Source organism: Nostoc sp., from assembly GCF_035638895.1.
In the GTDB taxonomy this organism is placed as follows: Bacteria; Cyanobacteriota; Cyanobacteriia; order Cyanobacteriales; family Nostocaceae; genus Nostoc.
On the sequence record NZ_DASQZC010000429.1, the window covers coordinates 1 to 21,277 of the forward strand.

The following is a 21,277-nucleotide window of genomic DNA, read 5'->3' on the forward strand; positions in this document are numbered from 1 at the left end:
CAATTATAAACCCACAGATTTGATATTTACCGCTAGCAGCAATGACGATGACGATGATGACGATAGTGGTAGTGGTGATGGAGATGATGATGATCAAACAATCATCGGTAACTTCACCACCATTGACCCAGACCTAGATGATGATCACACTTATAGTTTAGTAGCGGGTACTGGCGATACTGATAATGATGCATTCATCATTGAGGGAAGTAGTTTAAAAATTAAATCTGATGCGACTAAATCTAGTTATAAAGTCCGCGTTCGCACTACTGACATTGGTGGACTCTCTTTTGATAAAGAGTTGGATGTTAATATTGATGGCTTTGGGTCTACTACAAATACCCAGATAACAACAATTTTCCAACTGGTCAATATTACTCAGAATATCTTTGTCGTCAACAGTAAAGTTAAGGGTCGTAAAGGAAAGGTCTCTATTAAGATTAAAAACAACAGCGCTAAAGAGGTGAATGAACTGTGTGTATTTGCTGTTGACGATGAAGAAGGTAGAATTAACGGCATAGCCCCTGGTGCAGAGGGTTATACGCAAGTGGCTCTAGAGCGTTCAAAGGTGATTTTCTCCTCCATTGCTAAACTGCCCAAGGGTTTTAAGAACGATGACCTGAAAAATATCTTAGAATTCGAGTCTGGTACGAAACTCAGATTCTATCTGGTATCTAACAGTAGTACTCAGGCTGTACTGTCTGGAAAAACTTCTTTCTCAAGTGTCCTTTTTTCCTCAGCTACAAATAACAACATAGAAGAGGAAGGGTTTTCTCTCAACTTCCAGAATTTCGTTGTGACAGTTCAGGCAACAGAAGAAGAGGTATCTTTAGGTACTGGTCTGCAAGGCAAATATCAAGGTGAACTGATTGATTTACGGAGTGTGACACAATCGGTAAAAGCTGAGTTTGTAGTCAACAGAGAAGCATCTTACAACAACTTTGTCGGCTTCTATCAGGTGGCTGATGAAAATGGTGGTATTGACAGCAATGGCGATGGTAAAGCAGATATCCTCGTTGGCCAGGCTGGTTATGCCGAAGCAGCTGTGCGTGGGCGTGTTGGAGGTATTGACTTGGCGGTAGACAACCAAGGTACTGCAAATTACACTGGCACTTTTGAGCCGAATTCTTTGTTTGCACCATTTATTATTGTGGATGGTAAACCCGATGCTATTCTCAATGGCAATGCCAATAAGAACGTTTACTTCTCATTCTTGGGTGCTAACTTAGATAAGGTAGATCACATTCGACTGTTGGGAAATAACACCTTTGGTTTTGAGGATTTACCAAATGGTGGTGATAAAGATTACAACGATGTGATTGTGCAGATAAAATTGAGTGTCAATGCTGCCTAATATCAAACGCGAGTAATTACTTAGCAAAATCAAACAACCTCATCCTGGTTGCGGGGTGGGGTTATTTTATGCGTAGTGATTAGATGGACTTGATATTAATGGTTCTTCGGTACGTATTATGCTGGAATTTTCATTAAAGTCCTTAGCTTGCCTTGAAAATCAAGCCTTACAGGCAGCTATAGCGTAAATTTCAGAACCTAGCCTCAAACGCTAAGAACAACGGCTGTTATTATTGTCTAGCAAAGCTTTTAAGCTGATTTACATACGTGTTTAGCATAATAAGTAATGAAGAGCCATATTAATGAAACTAGTAAATTTACTGAAGGCAGTTATTGCATTTACTTCATAAATTTAATATTTGATTCCTCTACGGTGACAAAAATCTTAAGATTAATTTTTCTAGTTAATTTTTCTTAAATTAAGCTAGCAAAAAAGTGATGGATAATTCTTTCAAAAATCCGGCATATCAGTGTTTACCAAGAAAAGCTTATCGTCTTTGCCATTAGTTAAGACTGTCAATCCCTATAAGAATTTGTAAAAAATAGTTCAGAAATTTAAAGTTTTTTTTATTACATAATTCTTAACTAGGGTATTTACTTAAAAAAGCATTTATGATAGTTTCATGTTGATTATCATAAATTAAAACGAGCGACGCTAAATTTAAAAACTACGTTTCTGTGTCTTCGTTTGATGATAAGTATCCATTCTTACAACATAATTGCAAGGTTAAATACTGAGCTTAAGTTTGTATAAATTATGTAAGTTAATCAAGTGATAACTTATTCTCAATGTATTTACACCATACTTTAATTGATTTTGAAAAACGCCTAACAATTCTAACCGTGTGATATAAATACAGTCCTGCAATTAGACGAACCTCCCCTCTGTACTTTTACATATTTAGACACCGGAATTGCACAGAAGTATTGCCACTACTAGCATAAAAGCCAAGGCTCTCACTGTTAGTAAGGAATACTCCCTAATATTTTCGGCTTAATTCCTCACTTTTACTTGTTTTATATGACTTATATTAAGAACAGTTTCCTCGAATTTGTCACCACCTTAGAAGGGTTTGATCGCTTACCAGATGCAGCGATCGCTAACCTATCAGAACAGGTGCAAGCTTGGCGCTATCGGATAGGTCAGAAAATCATTGGTAAAGAAAGTCTCCCAGAACACATCACCATCCTTTATGAGGGACAAGTGCGCCTGTTGGGATATGACCCCCACACGCAATTGCCAATTACCCTAAAATTGCTGCAACCAGGGGAAATTATCGGCGAAATTGGTTTGTTGCGCGATGTTGCCTGTGAAACAGCGATCGCCTCCACCGAAGTAGTATGTTTAACCGTGAATGCATCGGCATATTTTAGTTTTCTGGGTTTATACCCAGATTTTGCCGATGCTCGCAAGAACCGCAGCTATTTGGTGGAAGTTTTCGATATTCTCAGTTCATATTGGAAACAGCAACCGCTAGCTACTTTAAATTTTAAAGAAGTGGCAGAAAACGCCTTACCACAGGCGAAAATACATTACCTCCCTCCAGGGGCAACTCCATTCAACCAACTCGATAGGGAAAGAGTCTGGTTTTTGAGTGGCGGAGGTACAGTCACGAATTTTTCACCTGGCGATCGCATAGAATCGGACAATGACAGAGACAATATTCAAGTCATAAGTCAAAATCCCGCCCGGTTGGTTGGCATACATCCGTCAGATTTGATATTAGAAGATAGTCATGAGATAGTACTTGCGGTAAGTAACACCAAATCAGATAGCGCAGAGGAATTAGATATTCCCTATGCATCAGACGAAATATTTCCCCAGGCAGCCCCCCCAACCCCAAATAGTTCGTCAAAACAAAAATACCCGTTTTTTAGTGGTAAGGGAGAATTAAATACAGCCTTCGCCTGCTTCCAAATGATCGCGAAGCACCTAGAAATGCCGTTTCGTCGAGAAGTGGTTCGCCGCATCTTAACTGAGCAAGTCAAACGCCAGGGTGTGATATCGTTTCAAGTTACAGCTTACCTGGCAGAGTTAATCGGACTTAAAGCACAGTTGATAGAGCTACCAATCGCCTCAGTGTCGCGCATTCCGACACCGGCGCTGATTCGTTATGGTGATAATTTTGCCGTTTTATATGAAGTGGATGCAAATACCGTGGTTGTGGGTGTCCCATCCAAAGGAATTGTGCGGTGCAAACCCGCTCAATTGGTTGAACAATTAGATGTTGATCCAACCGACTTTCCGCCCAAAGTTAAGGTATTACTGCTGACTGCTACCAATCAAACACCGCAAGAGCGTTTTAGCTTACGGTGGTTTATACCCTATTTGTCAAAGCACCGTCGAGTCCTAATAGAGGTTTTTGTCGCTTCCTTTTTCGTGCAGTTGGCAGCGTTGGCGAATCCTCTGGTGGTTCAGTTAATTATCGACAAAGTTATCACTCAAAATAGTATTGGCACACTACATATTTTGGGGATTTTGCTCTTAGTAGTCGGGCTATTTGAAGCAGTACTGACTACTTTACGAACCTACTTATTTGTCGATACCACTAACCGGATCGATATGGGTTTAGGGTCGCAAATTATTGACCACTTATTACGTTTACCACTGCGCTACTTTGAACGCCGACCTGTGGGTGAACTTTCCACTCGCATCAACGAATTAGAAAATATCCGCCAATTCTTGACGGGTACTGCCTTAACAGTCGGGTTGGATGCTCTATTCTCGGTGGTTTATATCGGTGTGATGCTAATTTACAGTTGGCAACTCACCTTAGTAGGCTTAAGCACAATTCCAGTGTTTGTGATTATCACCTTAGTTGCTTCTCCCACCATTAGTAGACAGTTACGTGCCAAAGCCGAACGCAACGCCGAAACTCAATCTTATTTAGTGGAGGTGATGTCAGGAATTCAAACCGTAAAAGCGCAAAATATCGAATTGCGATCGCGCTTTTCTTGGCAAGAGCGTTACGCTCGGTTTGTCGCTGCTGGTTTTAAAACGGTTGTAACTTCTACCCTCGCTAACTCTACCAGCAGCTTTCTCAACAAACTCAGTAGCTTACTCGTTTTGTGGGTAGGAGCTTATCTAGTACTCCAAGGAGAACTAACTTTAGGCGAATTAATTGCCTTTAGAATTATATCGGGTTACGTCACCAGCCCAATATTGCGTTTAGCTCAACTCTGGCAAAGCTTCCAAGAAACAGCCTTGTCGCTAGAGCGTTTAAGCGATATTGTCGATACGCCACAAGAAGGAGAAACAGACCGCTACAATATACCCTTACCTGCGATTACGGGAGCGGTGAAATACGAAAATGTTTCCTTCCGTTTTGGCACAAGTGGCCCTCTGCAACTTTCTAATGTCAACCTCGAATTTGAGCCAGGGAAATTTGTCGGCATTGTCGGCCAAAGTGGATCTGGTAAAAGTACGATGATGAAGTTATTGCTGAGACTTTACGAAACTGAGTCCGGCAGAATTTTGATTGATGGTTATGATATTGCCAAAGTGGAACTTTATTCACTGCGACGACAAATAGGCGTAGTTCCCCAAGAAACGTTGTTGTTTGATGGTAGCGTTCAGGAAAATATTGCCCTAACCAATCCCGATGCAACAACCGAAGAAATTATCGAAGCCGCTCAGGTTGCGTGTGCCCACGAATTTATCATGAACTTACCCAACGGATACAACACACGGGTAGGAGAACGGGGTTCTGCACTTTCAGGTGGACAACGACAAAGAATTGCGATCGCTCGCTCTGTTTTACAACGGCCAAAATTACTGGTTTTAGATGAAGCAACCAGCGCATTAGATTATCCCACAGAGCGGCAAATATGTCTCAATTTAGCCAAAGCATTCAAGGGTGATACAGTATTTTTTATTACCCATCGGCTGAACACTGTAAGTAATGCAGACATGATCGTTGTGATGGATAATAGCAGGGTTATAGAACAAGGTAGCCATCAAGAATTAATGGCTGCTAAAGGTCATTATTTTTACCTGTATCAGCAACAAGATGTTAACTTGTAATTAGTCATTGCTGGGGGCATGGCAACGAAGAGGCTCTTGGTTGGGAGCAGGGAGCAGGGGGAAATGACCCCATCAAGAACTGCTCTACAAAAAATCCAAAATCCAAAATCCAAAATCCAAAATCGTTATGACTCAAGTTAATAGGAATCACCTCAACGGCAATCAAAAAAATGGATTCAAGCAAGATTCACCAGTACTTACAAAACAACAGAAAGCTGCTCAACAGTCTTTAATCAACTCAAGTACTCAGGAATTTGAGCAATCTATTGTCTTGCGCCAATCTCCAATTTGGTCGCGTACAATCATGGTGACTTTAATGGCCCTAGCCTGCTTTGGCATTGCTTGGGCTTATTTTGCCAAAATTGAGCAAGTAGTGCCAGCCACAGGGCAATTAAAGCCAGAAGGAACAATCAAAGAAGTTCAGGCTCCTGTTAGTGGAGTCGTGAAAACAGTTAATGTTAAAGATGGGCAAGCAGTAAAGGCAGGAGATTTGTTGCTGACTTTCGATTCCATTGCTTCTGTTGCTGAATTAAATTCTTTAAATAAAATTCGCGTTGCATTAATTAGAGAAAACCAGATTTATCGCCGATTAATGGGGGCAACTAACGCCACCGGATCTGAACTATCGTATTTGCGCGGTGATTTGCCACAAGAAACTGCTTTTCTGCTGAAAAGTAGGTCAGCCTTAGTAGGAGAAAATGAATTATTACGGACTCAATTAAAAAATTCTGGTGTAGGTACTGCACTAGGTATTGATGAGCAACAACTTCTACAAGTTGCCAAAAAAGAATTAGACTCTCGCTCTTTGGCAGCGCGGTTAGAAGTAGAAAAAACCAAAAAACAACTAGCTCAAAATAAATATAAGCTAGAAGATAGTAAGGCAAGTTTGGCTATTCAAGAGGGCATTTTAGCTAAACTTAAGATATTAGCAGAAGAAGGTGGTATTTCTCAGCTTCAGTATCTCAACCAACAACAAGAAGTACAAAACCGCACGGCGGAAGTAGCGCAATTAGGCGAGGAAGAAAAACGCCTTCAGTTTGATATACAAAAAGGGCAACAAGAGTTAAGCAATACGGTGGCTGTTTCTGATAAAAACATTTTGGATAAGATAGCTAATAACAAACAGCGCATTGCCGAAATCGATAGCCAATTCATGAAAATTATTTTAGATAATGAGCAGCGTTTGGCAGATGTCAATAGTAAAATCTCTCAAGCACAGTTAAATGTTAAATATCAAGAACTGCGTGCACCTGTAGCCGGAACAATTTTCGATTTACAAGCAAAAAACCCTGGATTTGTAGCGACTCCGACTACAAAACTGCTGCAAATAGTCCCAAATGAAAAGTATATAGCTGAAGTTTTCATCACTAACAAAGATATTGGTTTTGTGCGAAAAGGGATGAAGGTAGATGTCAGAATTGATTCTTTTCCTTACAGCGAGTTTGGTGATATCAAAGGGGAACTGGCTGGGATAGGATCAGACGCATTACCGCCAGATCAAACACATCAGTTTTATAGATTTCCGGCAAAGCTCAGTTTAGATAACCAATCTTTAGTGATTAGGGGTAAAAACGTCCCGTTGCAATCAGGTATGTCAATTAGTGCCAATATAAAAGTACGCGAAGAACGGACTGTGCTTAGTTTATTCACTGAGATGTTTACCAAGCAAATTGATACTCTTAAAGAGGTACGTTAATTTATCAAGAAAGCTCCGAGGCAGGAGGAAAACTGCCTCGGAGCTAACAAAAACGGCTTTGATGCTCTGCTTCCTGCCATACCAGAAAGAGCAAGGGTTTAGACCAGAATAGCAACGGTGGGCTAGCCCCTAAATTCATTTATGGGGGTTAGCTGTTGGCGATTTTAAGACGCTCGTTCGCGCAGCGTGCCGTAGGCAAGACTCGCTAACGCTACGCTATCGCCCGTCCCCATTCTTCTATTAGCTCACTAGCACTGATACCCCTACTTATTGCCTCAGCTTTAATATTTTCCCAAGCCGTAGGAGTGAGTACCACAGTTCTCTTCGCCTTCACTTCATCATGCAAAACAGGTATATTTCTTAATCGCTTTTTAGTTGTCATGTTTAGTAATGCCGTGTATACTAAATACAGTTTAGCAAATGTAAGGGAGGTGATTAGAGAGTGTTGGTATTGGAATATAAAGCAGTAGCTAAAAAAGCCCAATTAAAAGCCATAGATGAAGCTATCCGTACAAGCCAATTTGTCAGAAACAAAGTACTTAGATATTGGATAGATAATCGCGGTGTTGGCAAAAAAGAACTGTACCAATACAACACTCAGTTACGGGGCGAATATGAGTTTGTCAGAAATTTAAGTAGCCATGCAACTCAAGCATCAGTGGAAAATGTTGAACGAGCAATCAACAGATTTTTTGCTAATTGCAAAGCTAAAAAACCTGGGCTGAAAGGCTATCCAAGATTTAAGAAACATAGTCGCTCTGTTGAATATAAGCAACAGTCTTGGAAGTTACACCCGTCAAAACGGCGAATAACTTTTACGGATAAAAAAGGTATTGGTGAAATCAAGTTATTAGGTAAATGGGATATCCACGCCTACCCTGTCGAGCTAATCAAGAGAGTCCGAATTGTACGCCGTGCTGATGGTTGCTATGTACAATTTTGCGTGAAAGTTGAGAATAAACAAGCAGCACCATCCACTGATTCTGAAATCGGGATAGATGTCGGGCTAGAGTACTTCTACTCTGACTCAGAGGGCAACCATGAAGAGAACCCGCGATTTTTGCGTAAAGCTGAGAAAGATATCAAACGGGTTCAACGCAAAATTTACAAGAAGAAAAAAGGGTCATCTGGTAGAAGAAAAGCGCGTGGTATTTATGCTCGGAAGCATTTAAGAGTAACACGAAAAAGAAATGAACACGCTCTTATACTGGCGCGTAACTTATGCCTAGCTAACGCTAAGGTGATTGTGGAAGACTTGAATATTTCCGGCTTGGTGAGAAACCACAAGCTAGCCAAAAGCATCAGTGATGCTTCTTGGTACAACTTCCGCCAGTGGCTCGAATACTTTGGTGAGAAGTTTGGAAGGGAAATCATTGCAGTTCCTCCCCACTTCACCAGCCAGGAATGCTCAAACTGCGGTGCTAGAGTTCAGAAGTCTCTAAGCACTCGTACTCATTCTTGTCCACATTGCGGATACGTTGAGCAACGCGATGTGAATGCTGCCAAGGTAATTTTAAGTCGTGCAAGCGCTACCGGAGGGCATCCGGGAAGTAACGCTAGCGGAGATGTTCTCACTACTTCTATTGGACGCAAGTCCTGTAAAAGCAAAGAACGTCAGTGATGCTAGAATCCCCTGCGTTTACGCATGGGGAGTGTCAATTGATGTGATAGAACGATCGCCATTTGTAGAAATCCTTCAGACAGCGATCGCAAAACGCCCAACCTAGTCGCCCGATATTTGCTCTAGGCTAATGCCGCTACCTTCTCTAACAATCCCTGAAACAGCCTCAAGCCATCGCTACTGCCCAGCATCGCGTCAGATGCTCTTTCTGGGTGCGGCATCATCCCCAACACATTGCCCTGGCGATCGCAAATTCCGGCAATATTGTTCAGTGAACCGTTGGGGTTCTCCCCTTCATAGCGAAACACAACTTGCCCGTTATCTTCAATTTCTGCCAGAGTGGCTGCGTCAGCGTAGAATTGGCCCTCTCCGTGGGCAATTGGCAAAGTAATAACTTCACCAGTCGTATAAGCTTGCGTCCAAGGAAGATTAGTCCGTTCAACCTTTAAGGGGGCGCGATCGCAAATAAAATGCAAATCTCGATTTCTAGTCAACACCCCTGGCAAAAGTCCAGCTTCAGTTAATACCTGAAACCCGTTGCAAATACCGATTACAAACTTACCCTTTTGGGCGTGTTCGATAACCTGCTGCATCACGGGTGAAAAACGCGCGATCGCACCGCAGCGTAAATAGTCCCCGTAACTAAAGCCACCAGGGATAATAACGACATCCAAATCAGCAATATCTGTTTCTTGATGCCAAACCATGCGAGTCGGTTGTAAGAGCAAGTCTCTGGTTACATAAGCAACATCGCGATCGCAATTAGAACCGGGAAAAACAATAACACCGAATTTCATGATTAATCAAAGGGAGTGGGGAGTGGGGAGTGGGGAGTGGGGAGTGGGGGCAGGGGAGGCAGGGGCAGCAGGGGAGGCAGGGGAAGTATTGATTCTTGACCAATGCCCCATGCCCCATGCCCTAAAAAACCCCAGTTTGGGTTTCGACCTCAATCAAATCAAAGCGATAATTTTCAATCACGGGATTTGATAGCATTTGGTCACAAATGCGATCGAGGTCTTGACGAGCTTTTTTCTCATCAGACGAGGTAATGGTGAGTTCAATGTACTTACCAATCCGCACCTGGTCAACCTTCTCGTATCCCATTTGCTTAAGACCGGATTGTACAGCTACGCCAGCAGGGTCTAAAACTGAAGGACGAAGCGTCACGAAAATTTTGGCAAGATACTTTGTTTGCACGGGCTTTTGCTGAATGCTGCGATCGCTATACTATAACTTTCTGTTCCAACTGAGTGAAAATAAGATTACGAAGCCGTTAAAGTTAATTGATCAATTAGCCCATCTAACAGCTTCAACTACAGTGGCATATTAAAATAATTGTCTATGAGAGCCATACGCACCCGCAGTCAAGAGCGTATTTTCAATCTACTGAAAACCATCAAAAAAGGCATTTCCGCTCAAGATATTTACGTAGAACTACGTAACACAAATCAGAGCATGGGTTTAGCAACAGTTTACCGTTCCCTAGAAGCCTTAAAACTTGAAGGCATGGTACAAGTGCGGAATTTGGCTAACGGTGAAGCCCTCTATAGTCTAGCGCAGCAAGACAAACACCATCTTACTTGCTTGCAATGCGGTGTCTCAATTCCCATTAATCAATGCCCAGTTCATGACTTAGAAGACCAGTTAGAATCCAGCCATAAGTTTAAAGTTTTTTACCACACCCTAGAGTTTTTTGGGTTGTGCAGTCAATGCCAGGTAAATCAAGCTAGTGAAATTAGTCAATAATCATACCAATTCTATGTAATATTGTACTTCATTTTTCCATAGGCTCAAGCCCGTGGCTACCAGAAAAAAGCCTGCTCATACAGGCTAATAATGTGGATTTCTATAAAGAAATGGTGTGAGCAGGAAATTTTCTTTGATCTTCAAGCTTAACTACAGGAGTAATGCAGTGTTGAGAATTAGCGTTGAAGAAGCAGCTAAGTAGTCAGACAGAATTAATTACACAAAGTCATTGCGAATGGAGCGTACCCCTTCGGGGAAGCAAGCTACGCGGTAGCGTCTCTAAGAGTTGCGGAATGTAGGCGAAGCCTTCCCGTTAGCGTAGCGTCTCTGTCAGGAGAAGGGTAGCAATTCGCTTGCGGCTGGGATCTCTACGAGACGCTGCGCGAACGCTCGCAATGACTGTAATTAATTTTGCGTAGTTACTTACCACTCCTAACCAGGACGATTATTTTCTAATTTTGGTATTTGCTTAGAAAACAACTCGTTAGAGTCAACTTGACCATTTGAGATAACAGAACGCATACCTTCAAAAGCAGCAGGAATAGTGCGCGGATCTATAAATAAGACCTTGCTGCTATCGCTTCTACCAATTGTCGCGCCCATATCCAAATAGCCCAAGGCAAACAGAACTTCTACTGCTTTATTGGCATTGGGGTTATTGTGGAGCTTTTGTGCAATAATTTCTGATGACTCTGCGATCGCTTGGGCTTTCAAAACTTGTTGCTGACGTTCAGCTTGAGCCTTCAAAACGATCGCCTTTTGTTCAGCTTCTGCTTGCAAAATTGTCGATTTTTGACGAGCTTCCGCATCCAATATTTGCGCTTCGGCTTTACCTTTAGCACTATTGACAGCAGATTCGCGTTCCCCCTCAGAAGTTAAAATTGCTGCCCGTTTGCGTCGTTCTGCCGACATTTGCAATTCCATCGATTCACGCACTGCCTTAGACGGAATAATATCTCGCAGTTCTACCCGTGTCACTTTCACACCCCAAGGATCGGTAGCAACGTCCAAATCCTGTAATAAAAGTTCACTGATGTGGGAACGAGCAGTAAAGGTTTGATCCAACTCCAGTTGCCCCATTTCGGCGCGAATTTGAGTCAGCACCATGTTTACCATTGCCGACTGGAGATTTTCTACCTTGTACCAGGCTTTTTCCATATCCACAATCCGCCAGTAAAACACTGCATCTACCTCAATGCCAACGTTGTCACGGGTGATGCACTGTTGAGGAGGGATATCTAAGACTTTTTCTCGAATAGTTCCTTGGTAGACAACTCTATCTAGGAAAGGAATGACAAAGTTTAGCCCTGGTTCCAGTTTTTTGTTATAACTACCCAATCTTTCCACCAAAGCTTGATTGCCCTGATTGATAACTTTCACAGATCCCGCTACGGCAGAACCACCAAGGGCTAAAAATACTAGTAAAAAGAACTGTTCCATTGTGAATCTCCTAATTTTTAATAAAGGGAGTGGGGAGTAGGGAGTGGGGGATGAGGGATGAGGGAAGATAAAGGGAATGGAGATCAATAACTCTTTATTCCTAACTTTTCACTCCCCACTCCCCATTAACTAAGAATTCAACAAATTTTCTGGTATCACAATCAAAGTAGTACCTTCTCTCCTAACCACATAAACTTTTTGATGGGGTGGTACGGTAAATTTGTCATCGTCACATCGTGCTTGCCAAGAATTTCCTTCATACAGCACCCGCCCTGTTTTCCCAGGCGGAATTTCTGTTAAAGTTTCAGCTATGACTGCATCCTGAATTTTTGATTTGCGTTGTCGCGGTTGCAAAAACCGACGAGAAAGCACGATTAGTAATGTGGAAAGTAATAGCCAAACTACAACTTGCAACCATACACTTCCCAAACCCACTCCAGACAGCAGCGCCACCACTAAAGCGCTAATTCCCATCATGAAGGCGACAAACGCCGACGGTAAGAACAGTTCTATTAAACACAGGACTGCTCCTGCCAGAAGCCAGATTAAAGTAAAACTTGGCATAGCGCCATCCTAAACTCTACATTGACGTAAATGCATTTCTACGATTAGATACAGCCAGACGTAAGTTATTTACAGAAAACCAAACTTGGCATTTTTACCACTAATTTTGATTAATTTCAGTAACAAGATGTAGCTAGCGGTACACAAATCCAGTCTATTCTAGCTTTCAAATCTTTGCCAGCTAAACTTAATCGAAGTTCATTAGTTGATTTGTTTGTTAAATTTATACCTTTATGATTTCTACTCAACTGATAATTTATTGTATAAATCCACGCTGTAATAGCCCCATTAATCCTATTGGAGATAGTGTTTGTGCCACTTGTCAAACTCCTTTAGTTCATCGCTATCTTTGGGCTACTGGCTCATTGTCTACCAAAATCTCACTAGGTACGAGGGTAGCACAGAGGTATGAGGTAATTAGTCGCCAGATTTGGCTGGATACTCAACCGGGACTGTCGCCAGATGTACCTGAAGAATTGCCAACGGAAGTAATTCCTTACCTACGATTATATCAAGAGCGATTACATCTCCCCCAAGCTTATGGGTTTGCTAGTAACTTTGAGGGAGATACAACTAATATCCTCTTATTAGAAAATGTGCCGATAGATGAGAAAGGAAATATCTATCCAACTATTGTTGAGGCATGGGAGCAAACAACGGCGGTACGACAAGTTTATTGGCTGTGGCAAATTCTCCAACTTTGGACACCTTTATCTGAATTGGGACTTAGCCGCAGTTTGCTAGTAGTAGACAATTTGAGAGTTCAAGGTTGGTGTGTGCGATTGTTGGAACTTTACCAAACACCAGCAGATGAGAAACTGAGTTTACGAAATCTGGGAGAGTGCTGGCAGTTTTGGGTAGCGTCTGCAAAGGCATCAGTAGCCAAAGAATTACAAAATATAGTCCAGCAGATGTGTGATGAGGTTGAGTTAGAGACTATTAATATTCAACTCAATAATTTACTACTAGCATCTGCGGCAGAATTGCCATTAGTTTTGAAAGTGGCAGGCTCTACAGATATTGGCCCAATTATGGCGCAAAATGAAGACGCTTGCTACCCAAATTCTTTAAGTGACTTAGATGAACCTTTATTGCCTCACTTGTCGATTGTTTGCGATGGCATTGGCGGGCATGAAGGCGGGGAGGTTGCTAGTAAGTTGGCGGTGCAGTCTGTAAAGTTGCAAATTCGCGCTTTACTCAAGGAGGTTAGAGAACAAACTGTACTTGTACCACCAGAGTTATTGCAGGAACAATTAGAAGCAAGCTTACGGGTAGTAAATAATCTGATTAGTGCCCGCAATAATGAACAAAAACGCCAAGGCAAAGAACGTATGGCTACAACCATTGTCATGGCGCTGCAAGTTCCCCAACGAGTGCAGACGAGTACTGGCTGGCAATCAAATAATACCCATGAACTTTACTTGGCTAATGTTGGCGATAGCCGTGCCTATTGGATTACTCGCAATTATTGTCAGCTACTGACAGTAGATGATGATGTGGCAACGCGGGAAGTACGCTTTGCTAAAAGCTTATATCGAAAGGCACTTTTGAGAGCAGATGCTAATGCCTTAACTCAAGCATTGGGGACAAGAGATGCAGAATCTTTGCGTCTCAAGGTTCAGCGATTCATTGTAGAAGAAGATGGACTATTACTACTTTGTTCTGATGGTTTAAGTGATAAAAACTTGGTGGAACAATCTTGGCAAGATTATGCAATACCCGTGTTAACAGGTGAACTGACAGTTGAAGATGCTGTCCGCAACTGGATTGACTTGGCAAACGAAAAAAATGGGCGTGATAATACATCGGTTGTTCTCACTTATTGCCGTGTCTCCCCAGAATATTTAGTACCTGTAACTCCGGCTTTGCCAGAAGAGATTATAGAAGCAGAGATACAAGAAGAAGAGGAACTAGAGGAACTAGAGGAACTAGAGGAACTAGAGGAACTAGAGGAACTAGAACTGGAAGAACCAATTTCTTTTACAGAAAGTTCGCAAGCTTTGCTAGATTTGGATCTAGATTTGGATCTTTCAGAAGAACCAGTTTTAAGCCCTAAAATCCCACCAACCCTAATTACAAAACCTAAGCGGGGTAAAGGTTTGATAATGTTAGGGGGAGTGTTGGCGTTACTTGTGGGGGGTACAAGTCTGGGATTATTAGCTTGGTGGCAATTTAATCCTCAAGGATTTCAGCAGATGTGTCGGCAACTTCCCCAAAGAATGCAGCAACTGTGTCCGGGTGGGAAATAGGGAATCAGAAGTGGGAACTAGCTTCTAGTGACAACTATTGTAGGTTTATTACCTATATGTTAGTCACAAGAATCAGGATGTTGATGACCAATTTTTAAACATTAGTCATCTCAATCGTGACGGGAACCGCTACAGAGTTAACGGGAACCGTCTCAGTTGCAACGTTGCTGAAGACAGTTTCTGAATTTAGAGTCACGGTTTAACTGGTGAGATAATACAGTGAAGCGATCGCACCACAGATAACTTTACATGACTTTGGCAAAGGCGATCGCTTCCTTCTCCAACTCCACACTTTATGTTGATTTTGTCAATCATTTTGCCATTGTTCACTGCTGTCACTCCCTCTGAGTCTGCCTTACACCCGTGTTAAGAAAGATGTGACTAATGATAGTTGCTCAAAAGAAAGGTTAGGGGTGAGGTTTTGTACTTAATTAAATCCGCGTTGCTCAAATTTTCTCATTTTAAGTGATATTAACTCTTTGAGTACGGTAAACCGTATTTGCTCGTTAGTTCCCAAAGATTAATTTAATTGTTAAGTTTAGTTACATAAATAAAAAATTCTGCAACCATTGCTAGAGGAGTTCTCTTATGAGAAGCGGTAGTATTGTTAACGATAAAAACAAACTGAACAAGCCTGGACATTACATCACACAAGTTAAGCTCTCTCAGAAATAAAGCTTATTTAACATTGCTTATGAAAGCTACAGATCAATTGGTGCATTTTTTAAAGGAAGAGTTGGGTATTTCTGGTGGAGCAATTTCTCTTGCTTTGCGACATTGTGAGCAGACCCCTAACTTTTTGGCTATGACCCTCTGGCAGTATGGACTGGTAACACTGGATCAGTTAGCCCAAATTTTTGATTGGTTGGAAACAGTATAAGCTGCTTCAACTATTTGGATGGTAAATAACGGACTTTCTGTGAAAGTCACGTTTTCAACAGGTTTCATTTTAAGGATTAGTAACGTCAATGCCAATTAAAGAACAACCTAAGTCACCTCGTTTTCGGATCATTGCTAATGTATTACTGGCAGTATCAGGGCTATTTTTGCTCTTAAATTTATTTTTGCCTGGTTTATTTGCCTCTGGCCCGACTGGTGTTCCCTATAGCTTGTTTATTCATCAAGTACAAGAAGGGGAAGTTAGCCGCGTTTCGGTTGGTCAAAACCAGATTATTTACCAACTAAAAGCAGAAAATGCCGAGCCGCCCCAGGTGTTTGCAACTACACCAATCTTTGATTTAGAGTTACCCAAACTGCTAGAACAAAAGGGAGTTGAATTTGCTGCTACACCTCCACCAAAAAATACTTGGTTTACAACCCTTTTAAGTTGGGTGATTCCACCACTGATTTTTATTGGTATTTGGCAGTTCTTTCTCGCCCGTGGTGGTGGTGGCGGTGGCCCCCAAGGTGCGCTTTCTATTGGTAAGAGCAAAGCTAAAGTTTACGTTGAAGGCGAATCAGCTAAAATCACCTTTGCAGACGTGGCTGGCGTAGAAGAAGCGAAAACTGAGTTAGTGGAAATTGTCGATTTCCTTAAGACTCCGGCACGATTTACGCAAATTGGCGCTAGGATTCCCAAAGGTGTTTTGTTAGTTGGGCCTCCGGGTACTGGTAAGACACTTTTAGCCAAAGCCGTAGCCGGAGAAGCAGGAGTTCCATTCTTCAGTATCTCTGGTTCGGAGTTTGTAGAATTGTTTGTCGGTGTAGGTTCTTCCAGAGTGCGCGATTTGTTTGAACAAGCAAAGAAACAGGCTCCTTGTATTGTATTCATTGATGAATTAGATGCAATTGGTAAGTCTCGTAGCAGTAACGGCTTCTACGGTGGTAACGATGAGCGAGAACAGACTCTCAACCAGTTACTAACTGAGATGGATGGTTTTGCAGCTGGAGATGCGACAGTGATTGTATTAGCAGCTACCAACCGCCCCGAAAGCCTTGACTCTGCATTGCTGCGTCCAGGCCGCTTTGACCGCCAGGTGTTGGTAGACCGTCCCGATTTATCTGGTCGGGAAGCAATTCTCAAGATTCACGCTCAAAAGGTAAAATTAGGAGATGATGTAGATTTAAGAGCGATCGCTACTCGTACTCCTGGTTTTGCTGGTGCAGATTTGGCAAACTTGGTGAACGAAGCCGCATTATTAGCAGCCCGTAATATGCGTGAAAGGGTTGCTCAAGAAGACTTTGCCGAAGCAATTGAGCGAGTAGTGGCCGGTTTAGAGAAGAAGAGCCGAGTGATGAACGAGACTGAGAAAAAGATTGTTGCTTACCATGAAGTCGGTCACGCAATGGTCGGGGCGCTAACAACAGGAAACGGTCGCGTAGAAAAGATTTCAATTATTCCTCGTGGAATGGCAGCTTTGGGTTACACTCTGCAATTACCAACTGAAGACCGCTTTTTGATGAATGAAGAGGAACTGCGGGGTCAGATTGCAACTCTATTAGGTGGACGTTCCGCCGAAGAGGTTGTGTTTAACAGTATTACAACCGGTGCTTCCAACGATTTGCAACGAGCAACTGACTTGGCAGAACGGATGGTAACAGCTTATGGTATGAGCAAAGTCTTAGGGCCACTGGCTTACCAACAAGGACAACAATCGATGTTTTTGGGTAATGGTGGGGGTAATCCTCGGCGGGCGGTGAGTGAAGATACATCGAAAGCCATTGATAACGAAGTCAAGGAAATCGTAGAAACAGCCCATGAGCAAGCCCTAGAGATTCTTAGACAGAACCGAGACTTGCTAGAAGCGATCGCTACTCAACTCTTAGAAACAGAGGTCATTGAAGGCGAAAAACTGCACAGTTTGCTAGGTCAAATTAAACCCCTAGCTAATTCGTAATTCGTAATTCGTAATTCGTAATTAAGAAAGTCAGGTTTTAAACTTAGAGGTACGCAGAGAATAATCTTTGCGTACCTCTGCGTTACTTTGCGTTATATCATGTCCGCTTGATTGCTTATTAAAACCCGAAGAACCCCACCCCGCCAAAGCTACGCTTTGTCTCCCCTCCCCGCTTGCGGGGAGGGGCTGGGGGTGGGGTTTAGTGGATGTGGTTAGCATAACTATTTATGCGGACATGATATTACTTTGCGTTTTTAATACTCTGGAACAGAAGGATCAATTTCTCGACTCCAAGCAGTAATTCCGCCTTTGACATTCGTCCCAACAATCCCAGCTTCTTTGAGAATGCCGAGGGCTTTTGCCGATCGCCCACCCATCTTACAATGAGCAATTAAGCGGTGACCGTTCAATATTTCTTTCACCTTGGCAACGCCATTGCCATTTTCAATGTCTGGTAAGGGAACCAACACTGAACCAGGAATTTTGGCAATGTCGTACTCATTGGGGTTGCGGACATCTAGCAGTACAAAATCCTTTGCACCACTATCGAGCAACTCCTTCAAATCCTTAACGGTGATTTCTTGCATTTCCATCTGCTGTTTAGCCTCCTCTGCCTTAGCTTGGGGAATTCCGCAGAATTGTTCGTAGTCTATCAGTTTTTCAATCACAGGGCGAATTGGGTTAGGACGCAACTTCAACTCCCGGAATTTCATATCTAAGGCGTTGTATAGCAGCAATCGTCCACTTAAAGTATTACCTTGTCCCAGAATAATTTTGACAGTTTCTGTTGCTTGAATTAAACCAATAATTCCTGGCAAAATTCCCAATACGCCACCTTCTGCACAAGAGGGAACCATCCCTGGTGGTGGTGGTTCTGGGAAAAGGTCACGATAATTTGGCCCACCTTGGTAGTTAAATACAGTAGCTTGCCCTTCAAAGCGCAAAATTGAACCGTAGACGTTAGGCTTATTTAGCAATACGCAAGCGTCGTTAACTAGATATCTCGTGGGAAAGTTATCAGTACCATCTACGACGATATCGTAAGGTTCAAGGATTTCCAAGGCGTTTTCGGAAGTTAGGCGGGTTTCGTATAAATCAACCTGACAATAGGGGTTAATCTCGTGAATGCGATTTTTTGCCGATTCAATCTTAGGTTTACCTACCCACGATGTACCGTGGATGACTTGGCGTTGTAAGTTGGAAGTATCGACAACATCGAAATCGACAATCCCGATCCGTCCAATACCCGCCGCCGCCAGATATAAAAGTAGTGGTGAACCTAGTCCACCTGTACCAATACACTGGACACTGGCAGCTTTTAGGCGCTTTTGTCCTTCTAGTCCTACTTCCGGTAAAATCAGGTGTCGGGAGTAGCGTTCGTAATCATCTTTAGTCAACTGGATTTCATCCAGATTGGGATTGAGCGACATACCATGTACCAATAGTTTCAACGTTTAATCTAGTAATTTTAGTATTAAAATACTAATTTAGTCTTTGAGCTGTTTTTTTATCTTACTGTGGGAAAAGCTACTTCTGTACCTCTTCAGTTTTGGGATTAGCGATCGCACTTGATTATCCATGAACAAGACTTACGCAGCGATGATTAGTCATTACGAGCGGAACGCAGTGTAGCGTAAAGCCTTCTCTAAGCGAAGCTATGCCGCAGGCTTTACGGTATAGAGACGCTTTGCGTAGCTTGCTTCTTTGAAGGAGTACGCAACGCTTGCAATGACGAAAGTACTACGTTGCCTTTGCGTAAATCCTGATGCCGTTAAATATTTAGGGTGTATAGTAAATTCAGCCTAATTAAGCAAAATCGCAACCGAATTAGTTTGTTTTGCTATGCCAAACGAGCTTTTACAAATTTTAGTACCTGCATTTATCGGTGCCGTTTCTGGATATCTGATTAATCAATTACCCCCGTTAAGAACCTTTCGGGGTAGCTGGTTCTTGGTTATTGCTGTAGTAATTGAACTTGCCCTCTTAGGAGGAATTTGGGCATGGTTGTCTGGAAATGTTGCTAAAACATCAAATGTCAGAGGATTGGTTCAAATGATTGGTGCTGCCTTAGTGGGAGCCTTTTTAGTTAATATTCTTCAACTCATCTTCGGTAACATTTGGGGTAGACAGTCTGCACAATCAACTCCCCCTCAGCCAGGTATAAATCGGGGAACTGTTGTCAAAGGAACACACATGACAGGAAAGGGAAATAAAGCAAAAGTTACTAAAGGAGACGTTTGGGTAGAAGATACTCAGATAGACGGTGAAAACCAAGAGTTTTCTGTGACAGATGATGCCAATCCTCCATCTTCTCCCCAACAAAATAATCCTCCGAATCCATGATTATTGCCAATCGCACACAGGAAGTTTTACTTTTCAACCAGATGGTGCAGGGAAGCGTTGCCAAACGGGTGCTACTGATTGAAGCTAAATCTGGTTTAGGTAAGACTTCGTTACTGATACGGTTTAAGCATACATTGTCTACAAAAAATACATTGTGTGTGGAAATGGATCTTAAATCAGCACAGCGAGGAATTTCCTACGTCTTTTCTCGTGTACGTAAGGTTTTAGGAGAACAACGTTTTCCTTACTTAAATGCTGCTGTTGAACGATATCTTCGTTCAGGGATAGAAGTCTCTGACACAACAATAATTGGCAAAGATAATCAGTTTAGTGTGGTGTTATCTAATGTAGATGAAAGTACGCGGAATTTTCGTTTGACTGAACTACGCGAGGCATTTTTTTACGACTTGCAAAGAATTCCCCAAAAACTGGTGTTTTTGTTTGATACTTACGAAAAAGCTCCCCAAGAATTGGCAGACTGGTTAGAGGGCGAATTTTTAGCAGATGTTGTTGATACACCCAAGTTAATTGTAGTAATTGCTGGGCAGCAGATTCCTCAACCGACAATTGAGTGGATGGATTTACATCACTGTTGTTGCTTGGAAGCCATTTTAGATAGAGAGGCGTGGTATGAGTACAGCCAAAACAAAAAACTGCCTTTCAATCGAGATGAGGTAAACATGGCGATGTTAATACTCAAAGGACAACCTCAGGAGATTGATAAGACCTTACAAGCCCTAAAAAGCAAACAGCAATGAATAGTGAATTATTGCAAAAGCTGGCAAAGGCACAAACAGATGAGGAACGCTCTTGGATTGTCACGGAAAGTTTGCTTTTGACGCTTTCGCCTGAGTTAGCTGCGGCTGTATGGGCGGTGGTAGTGCCACACTGGTTTAATGCAGAGATTTTGGCAGCACTGCGCCCAGAATTGCAAACCCAATCATCTCAGCTTTATACAGAATTGCAAGCTTTACCTTTTGTAGAAGAGTTTCCTGATAGAGGGCATAATGTTCATGATTTGACGCGAAATCTGATGTTAAAACATTTGCGGCTAGAACGTCGGGATGAATTTATCACATTGTCGCAACGAGCAGTTGAGTATTTTGGCAGCACCAATGAACAGCCAGAAACTCAAATTGAATGGCTGTATCACTTGATTGTAGTTGACCGCGAGTGGGAAGGCAGTGAACTTAAAAATTTAGCCCAAAAGTGGAACAATAATTTTCGTGTTGCCGAACTAGAATCACTGATTACAGCATTATTAGAACAGATTGCAGCAGAGCAAGTGGCAACTCCAGCTAAAGCAGAAGTTTATTATTGGGCAGGTAAAGCACAATTTCGAGTTTATCGAGCAAGCGAAGCCTTAGAGCGCTACGAAGCAGCATTGGCATTCTACCGCGACAT

General features: G+C 42.3%; 18 protein-coding genes. 11 read left to right on the plus strand and 7 right to left on the minus strand.

Features of this window, described 5'->3' with window-relative positions:
• The 3 genes from VE944_RS21825 to VE944_RS21835 all read left to right on the plus strand — a co-directional run.
• Nucleotides 1-1,354 (plus strand): DUF4114 domain-containing protein (locus tag VE944_RS21825; protein WP_324981756.1); only part of this gene is annotated, 1,354 nt, incomplete at its 5' end.
• Nucleotides 1,355-2,374: 1,020 nt separating this feature from the next.
• The gene (locus tag VE944_RS21830) at nucleotides 2,375-5,377 is read left to right on the plus strand and encodes a peptidase domain-containing ABC transporter (RefSeq protein ID WP_324981759.1); all 3,003 of its coding nucleotides are present in this window, start codon (nucleotides 2,375-2,377) and stop codon (nucleotides 5,375-5,377) included.
• A gap of 127 nt (nucleotides 5,378-5,504) precedes the next feature.
• Nucleotides 5,505-7,073 (plus strand): beta-barrel domain-containing protein, encoded by a 1,569-nt coding sequence (locus VE944_RS21835; protein ID WP_324981762.1) that lies wholly within the window; start codon nucleotides 5,505-5,507, stop codon nucleotides 7,071-7,073.
• Between the two features lie 211 nt (nucleotides 7,074-7,284).
• Here the strand turns inward: VE944_RS21835 and VE944_RS21840 are convergent, their stop codons facing one another.
• Complete coding sequence (locus VE944_RS21840; RefSeq protein ID WP_324981766.1) at nucleotides 7,285-7,455, minus strand: hypothetical protein; 171 nt, start codon at nucleotides 7,453-7,455, stop codon at nucleotides 7,285-7,287.
• Between the two features lie 60 nt (nucleotides 7,456-7,515).
• On the opposite strand from VE944_RS21840, the gene VE944_RS21845 reads away from it, so the two are divergent.
• Nucleotides 7,516-8,694 (plus strand): RNA-guided endonuclease InsQ/TnpB family protein, encoded by a 1,179-nt coding sequence (locus VE944_RS21845; protein ID WP_324981768.1) that lies wholly within the window; start codon nucleotides 7,516-7,518, stop codon nucleotides 8,692-8,694.
• 122 nt (nucleotides 8,695-8,816) lie between these two features.
• On the opposite strand, the gene purQ is transcribed toward VE944_RS21845, so the two are convergent.
• Both purQ and purS read right to left on the minus strand, forming a co-directional pair.
• Complete coding sequence (purQ, locus tag VE944_RS21850) at nucleotides 8,817-9,491, minus strand: phosphoribosylformylglycinamidine synthase subunit PurQ (protein WP_324981771.1); 675 nt, start codon at nucleotides 9,489-9,491, stop codon at nucleotides 8,817-8,819.
• Between the two features lie 121 nt (nucleotides 9,492-9,612).
• Nucleotides 9,613-9,891: a phosphoribosylformylglycinamidine synthase subunit PurS gene (gene purS, locus VE944_RS21855; RefSeq protein WP_324981774.1), complete on the minus strand. Its 279-nt coding sequence runs from the start codon at nucleotides 9,889-9,891 to the stop codon at nucleotides 9,613-9,615.
• A 144-nt stretch (nucleotides 9,892-10,035) separates the two neighbouring features.
• Between purS and VE944_RS21860 the strand changes: the two genes are divergently transcribed.
• Nucleotides 10,036-10,440 carry a Fur family transcriptional regulator gene (locus tag VE944_RS21860; RefSeq protein WP_229458398.1) on the plus strand — a complete coding sequence of 135 codons (405 nt, stop codon included), beginning with the start codon at nucleotides 10,036-10,038 and terminating at the stop codon, nucleotides 10,438-10,440.
• A 432-nt stretch (nucleotides 10,441-10,872) separates the two neighbouring features.
• Here VE944_RS21860 and VE944_RS21865 read toward each other — a convergent pair whose 3' ends face one another.
• Both VE944_RS21865 and VE944_RS21870 read right to left on the minus strand, forming a co-directional pair.
• Nucleotides 10,873-11,880: an SPFH domain-containing protein gene (locus VE944_RS21865; RefSeq protein WP_324981778.1), complete on the minus strand. Its 1,008-nt coding sequence runs from the start codon at nucleotides 11,878-11,880 to the stop codon at nucleotides 10,873-10,875.
• 129 nt (nucleotides 11,881-12,009) lie between these two features.
• On the minus strand, nucleotides 12,010-12,444 hold the full coding sequence (locus VE944_RS21870; protein ID WP_324981780.1) for an NfeD family protein: 435 nt from the start codon (nucleotides 12,442-12,444) through the stop codon (nucleotides 12,010-12,012).
• A gap of 233 nt (nucleotides 12,445-12,677) precedes the next feature.
• Here VE944_RS21870 and VE944_RS21875 point away from each other — a divergent pair, with 233 nt between their 5' ends.
• Nucleotides 12,678-14,693 carry a protein phosphatase 2C domain-containing protein gene (locus tag VE944_RS21875; protein ID WP_324981782.1) on the plus strand — a complete coding sequence of 672 codons (2,016 nt, stop codon included), beginning with the start codon at nucleotides 12,678-12,680 and terminating at the stop codon, nucleotides 14,691-14,693.
• 192 nt (nucleotides 14,694-14,885) lie between these two features.
• Here the strand turns inward: VE944_RS21875 and VE944_RS21880 are convergent, their stop codons facing one another.
• Nucleotides 14,886-15,023, minus strand: coding sequence for a hypothetical protein (locus VE944_RS21880; protein WP_324981784.1), 138 nt, complete (start codon nucleotides 15,021-15,023; stop codon nucleotides 14,886-14,888).
• Nucleotides 15,024-15,387: 364 nt separating this feature from the next.
• Between VE944_RS21880 and VE944_RS21885 the strand changes: the two genes are divergently transcribed.
• Nucleotides 15,388-15,573 carry a DUF2949 domain-containing protein gene (locus tag VE944_RS21885; RefSeq protein WP_012408660.1) on the plus strand — a complete coding sequence of 62 codons (186 nt, stop codon included), beginning with the start codon at nucleotides 15,388-15,390 and terminating at the stop codon, nucleotides 15,571-15,573.
• A gap of 88 nt (nucleotides 15,574-15,661) precedes the next feature.
• On the plus strand, nucleotides 15,662-17,530 hold the full coding sequence (gene ftsH4, locus VE944_RS21890) for an ATP-dependent zinc metalloprotease FtsH4 (protein ID WP_324981792.1): 1,869 nt from the start codon (nucleotides 15,662-15,664) through the stop codon (nucleotides 17,528-17,530).
• Nucleotides 17,531-17,784: 254 nt separating this feature from the next.
• On the opposite strand, the gene moeB is transcribed toward ftsH4, so the two are convergent.
• On the minus strand, nucleotides 17,785-18,960 hold the full coding sequence (gene moeB, locus VE944_RS21895) for a molybdopterin-synthase adenylyltransferase MoeB (RefSeq protein WP_324981796.1): 1,176 nt from the start codon (nucleotides 18,958-18,960) through the stop codon (nucleotides 17,785-17,787).
• 412 nt (nucleotides 18,961-19,372) lie between these two features.
• On the opposite strand from moeB, the gene VE944_RS21900 reads away from it, so the two are divergent.
• From VE944_RS21900 to VE944_RS21910, 3 genes are all read left to right on the plus strand, one after another.
• Nucleotides 19,373-19,873 (plus strand): hypothetical protein, encoded by a 501-nt coding sequence (locus tag VE944_RS21900; RefSeq protein ID WP_324981799.1) that lies wholly within the window; start codon nucleotides 19,373-19,375, stop codon nucleotides 19,871-19,873.
• Nucleotides 19,870-20,631 carry a hypothetical protein gene (locus VE944_RS21905; protein WP_324981802.1) on the plus strand — a complete coding sequence of 254 codons (762 nt, stop codon included), beginning with the start codon at nucleotides 19,870-19,872 and terminating at the stop codon, nucleotides 20,629-20,631. Before VE944_RS21900 ends, VE944_RS21905 begins: the two co-directional genes overlap by 4 nt.
• Nucleotides 20,628-21,277 (plus strand): hypothetical protein (locus tag VE944_RS21910; RefSeq protein ID WP_324981805.1); only part of this gene is annotated, 650 nt, incomplete at its 3' end. The genes VE944_RS21905 and VE944_RS21910, both read left to right, overlap by 4 nt.

What these genes read in the sequence shown, in the direction of transcription:
- VE944_RS21830 (WP_324981759.1), top strand. Translation starts at nt 2,375, where the DNA reads ATGACTTATATTAAGAACAGTTTCCTCGAATTTGTCACCACCTTAGAA.
- VE944_RS21835 (WP_324981762.1), top strand. Translation starts at nt 5,505, where the DNA reads ATGACTCAAGTTAATAGGAATCACCTCAACGGCAATCAAAAAAATGGA.
- VE944_RS21840 (WP_324981766.1), bottom strand. Translation starts at nt 7,455, where the DNA reads ATGACAACTAAAAAGCGATTAAGAAATATACCTGTTTTGCATGATGAA.
- purQ (WP_324981771.1), bottom strand. Translation starts at nt 9,491, where the DNA reads ATGAAATTCGGTGTTATTGTTTTTCCCGGTTCTAATTGCGATCGCGAT.
- VE944_RS21860 (WP_229458398.1), top strand. Translation starts at nt 10,036, where the DNA reads ATGAGAGCCATACGCACCCGCAGTCAAGAGCGTATTTTCAATCTACTG.
- VE944_RS21865 (WP_324981778.1), bottom strand. Translation starts at nt 11,880, where the DNA reads ATGGAACAGTTCTTTTTACTAGTATTTTTAGCCCTTGGTGGTTCTGCC.
- VE944_RS21870 (WP_324981780.1), bottom strand. Translation starts at nt 12,444, where the DNA reads ATGCCAAGTTTTACTTTAATCTGGCTTCTGGCAGGAGCAGTCCTGTGT.
- VE944_RS21875 (WP_324981782.1), top strand. Translation starts at nt 12,678, where the DNA reads ATGATTTCTACTCAACTGATAATTTATTGTATAAATCCACGCTGTAAT.
- VE944_RS21885 (WP_012408660.1), top strand. Translation starts at nt 15,388, where the DNA reads ATGAAAGCTACAGATCAATTGGTGCATTTTTTAAAGGAAGAGTTGGGT.
- ftsH4 (WP_324981792.1), top strand. Translation starts at nt 15,662, where the DNA reads ATGCCAATTAAAGAACAACCTAAGTCACCTCGTTTTCGGATCATTGCT.
- moeB (WP_324981796.1), bottom strand. Translation starts at nt 18,960, where the DNA reads ATGTCGCTCAATCCCAATCTGGATGAAATCCAGTTGACTAAAGATGAT.
- VE944_RS21900 (WP_324981799.1), top strand. Translation starts at nt 19,373, where the DNA reads ATGCCAAACGAGCTTTTACAAATTTTAGTACCTGCATTTATCGGTGCC.
- VE944_RS21905 (WP_324981802.1), top strand. Translation starts at nt 19,870, where the DNA reads ATGATTATTGCCAATCGCACACAGGAAGTTTTACTTTTCAACCAGATG.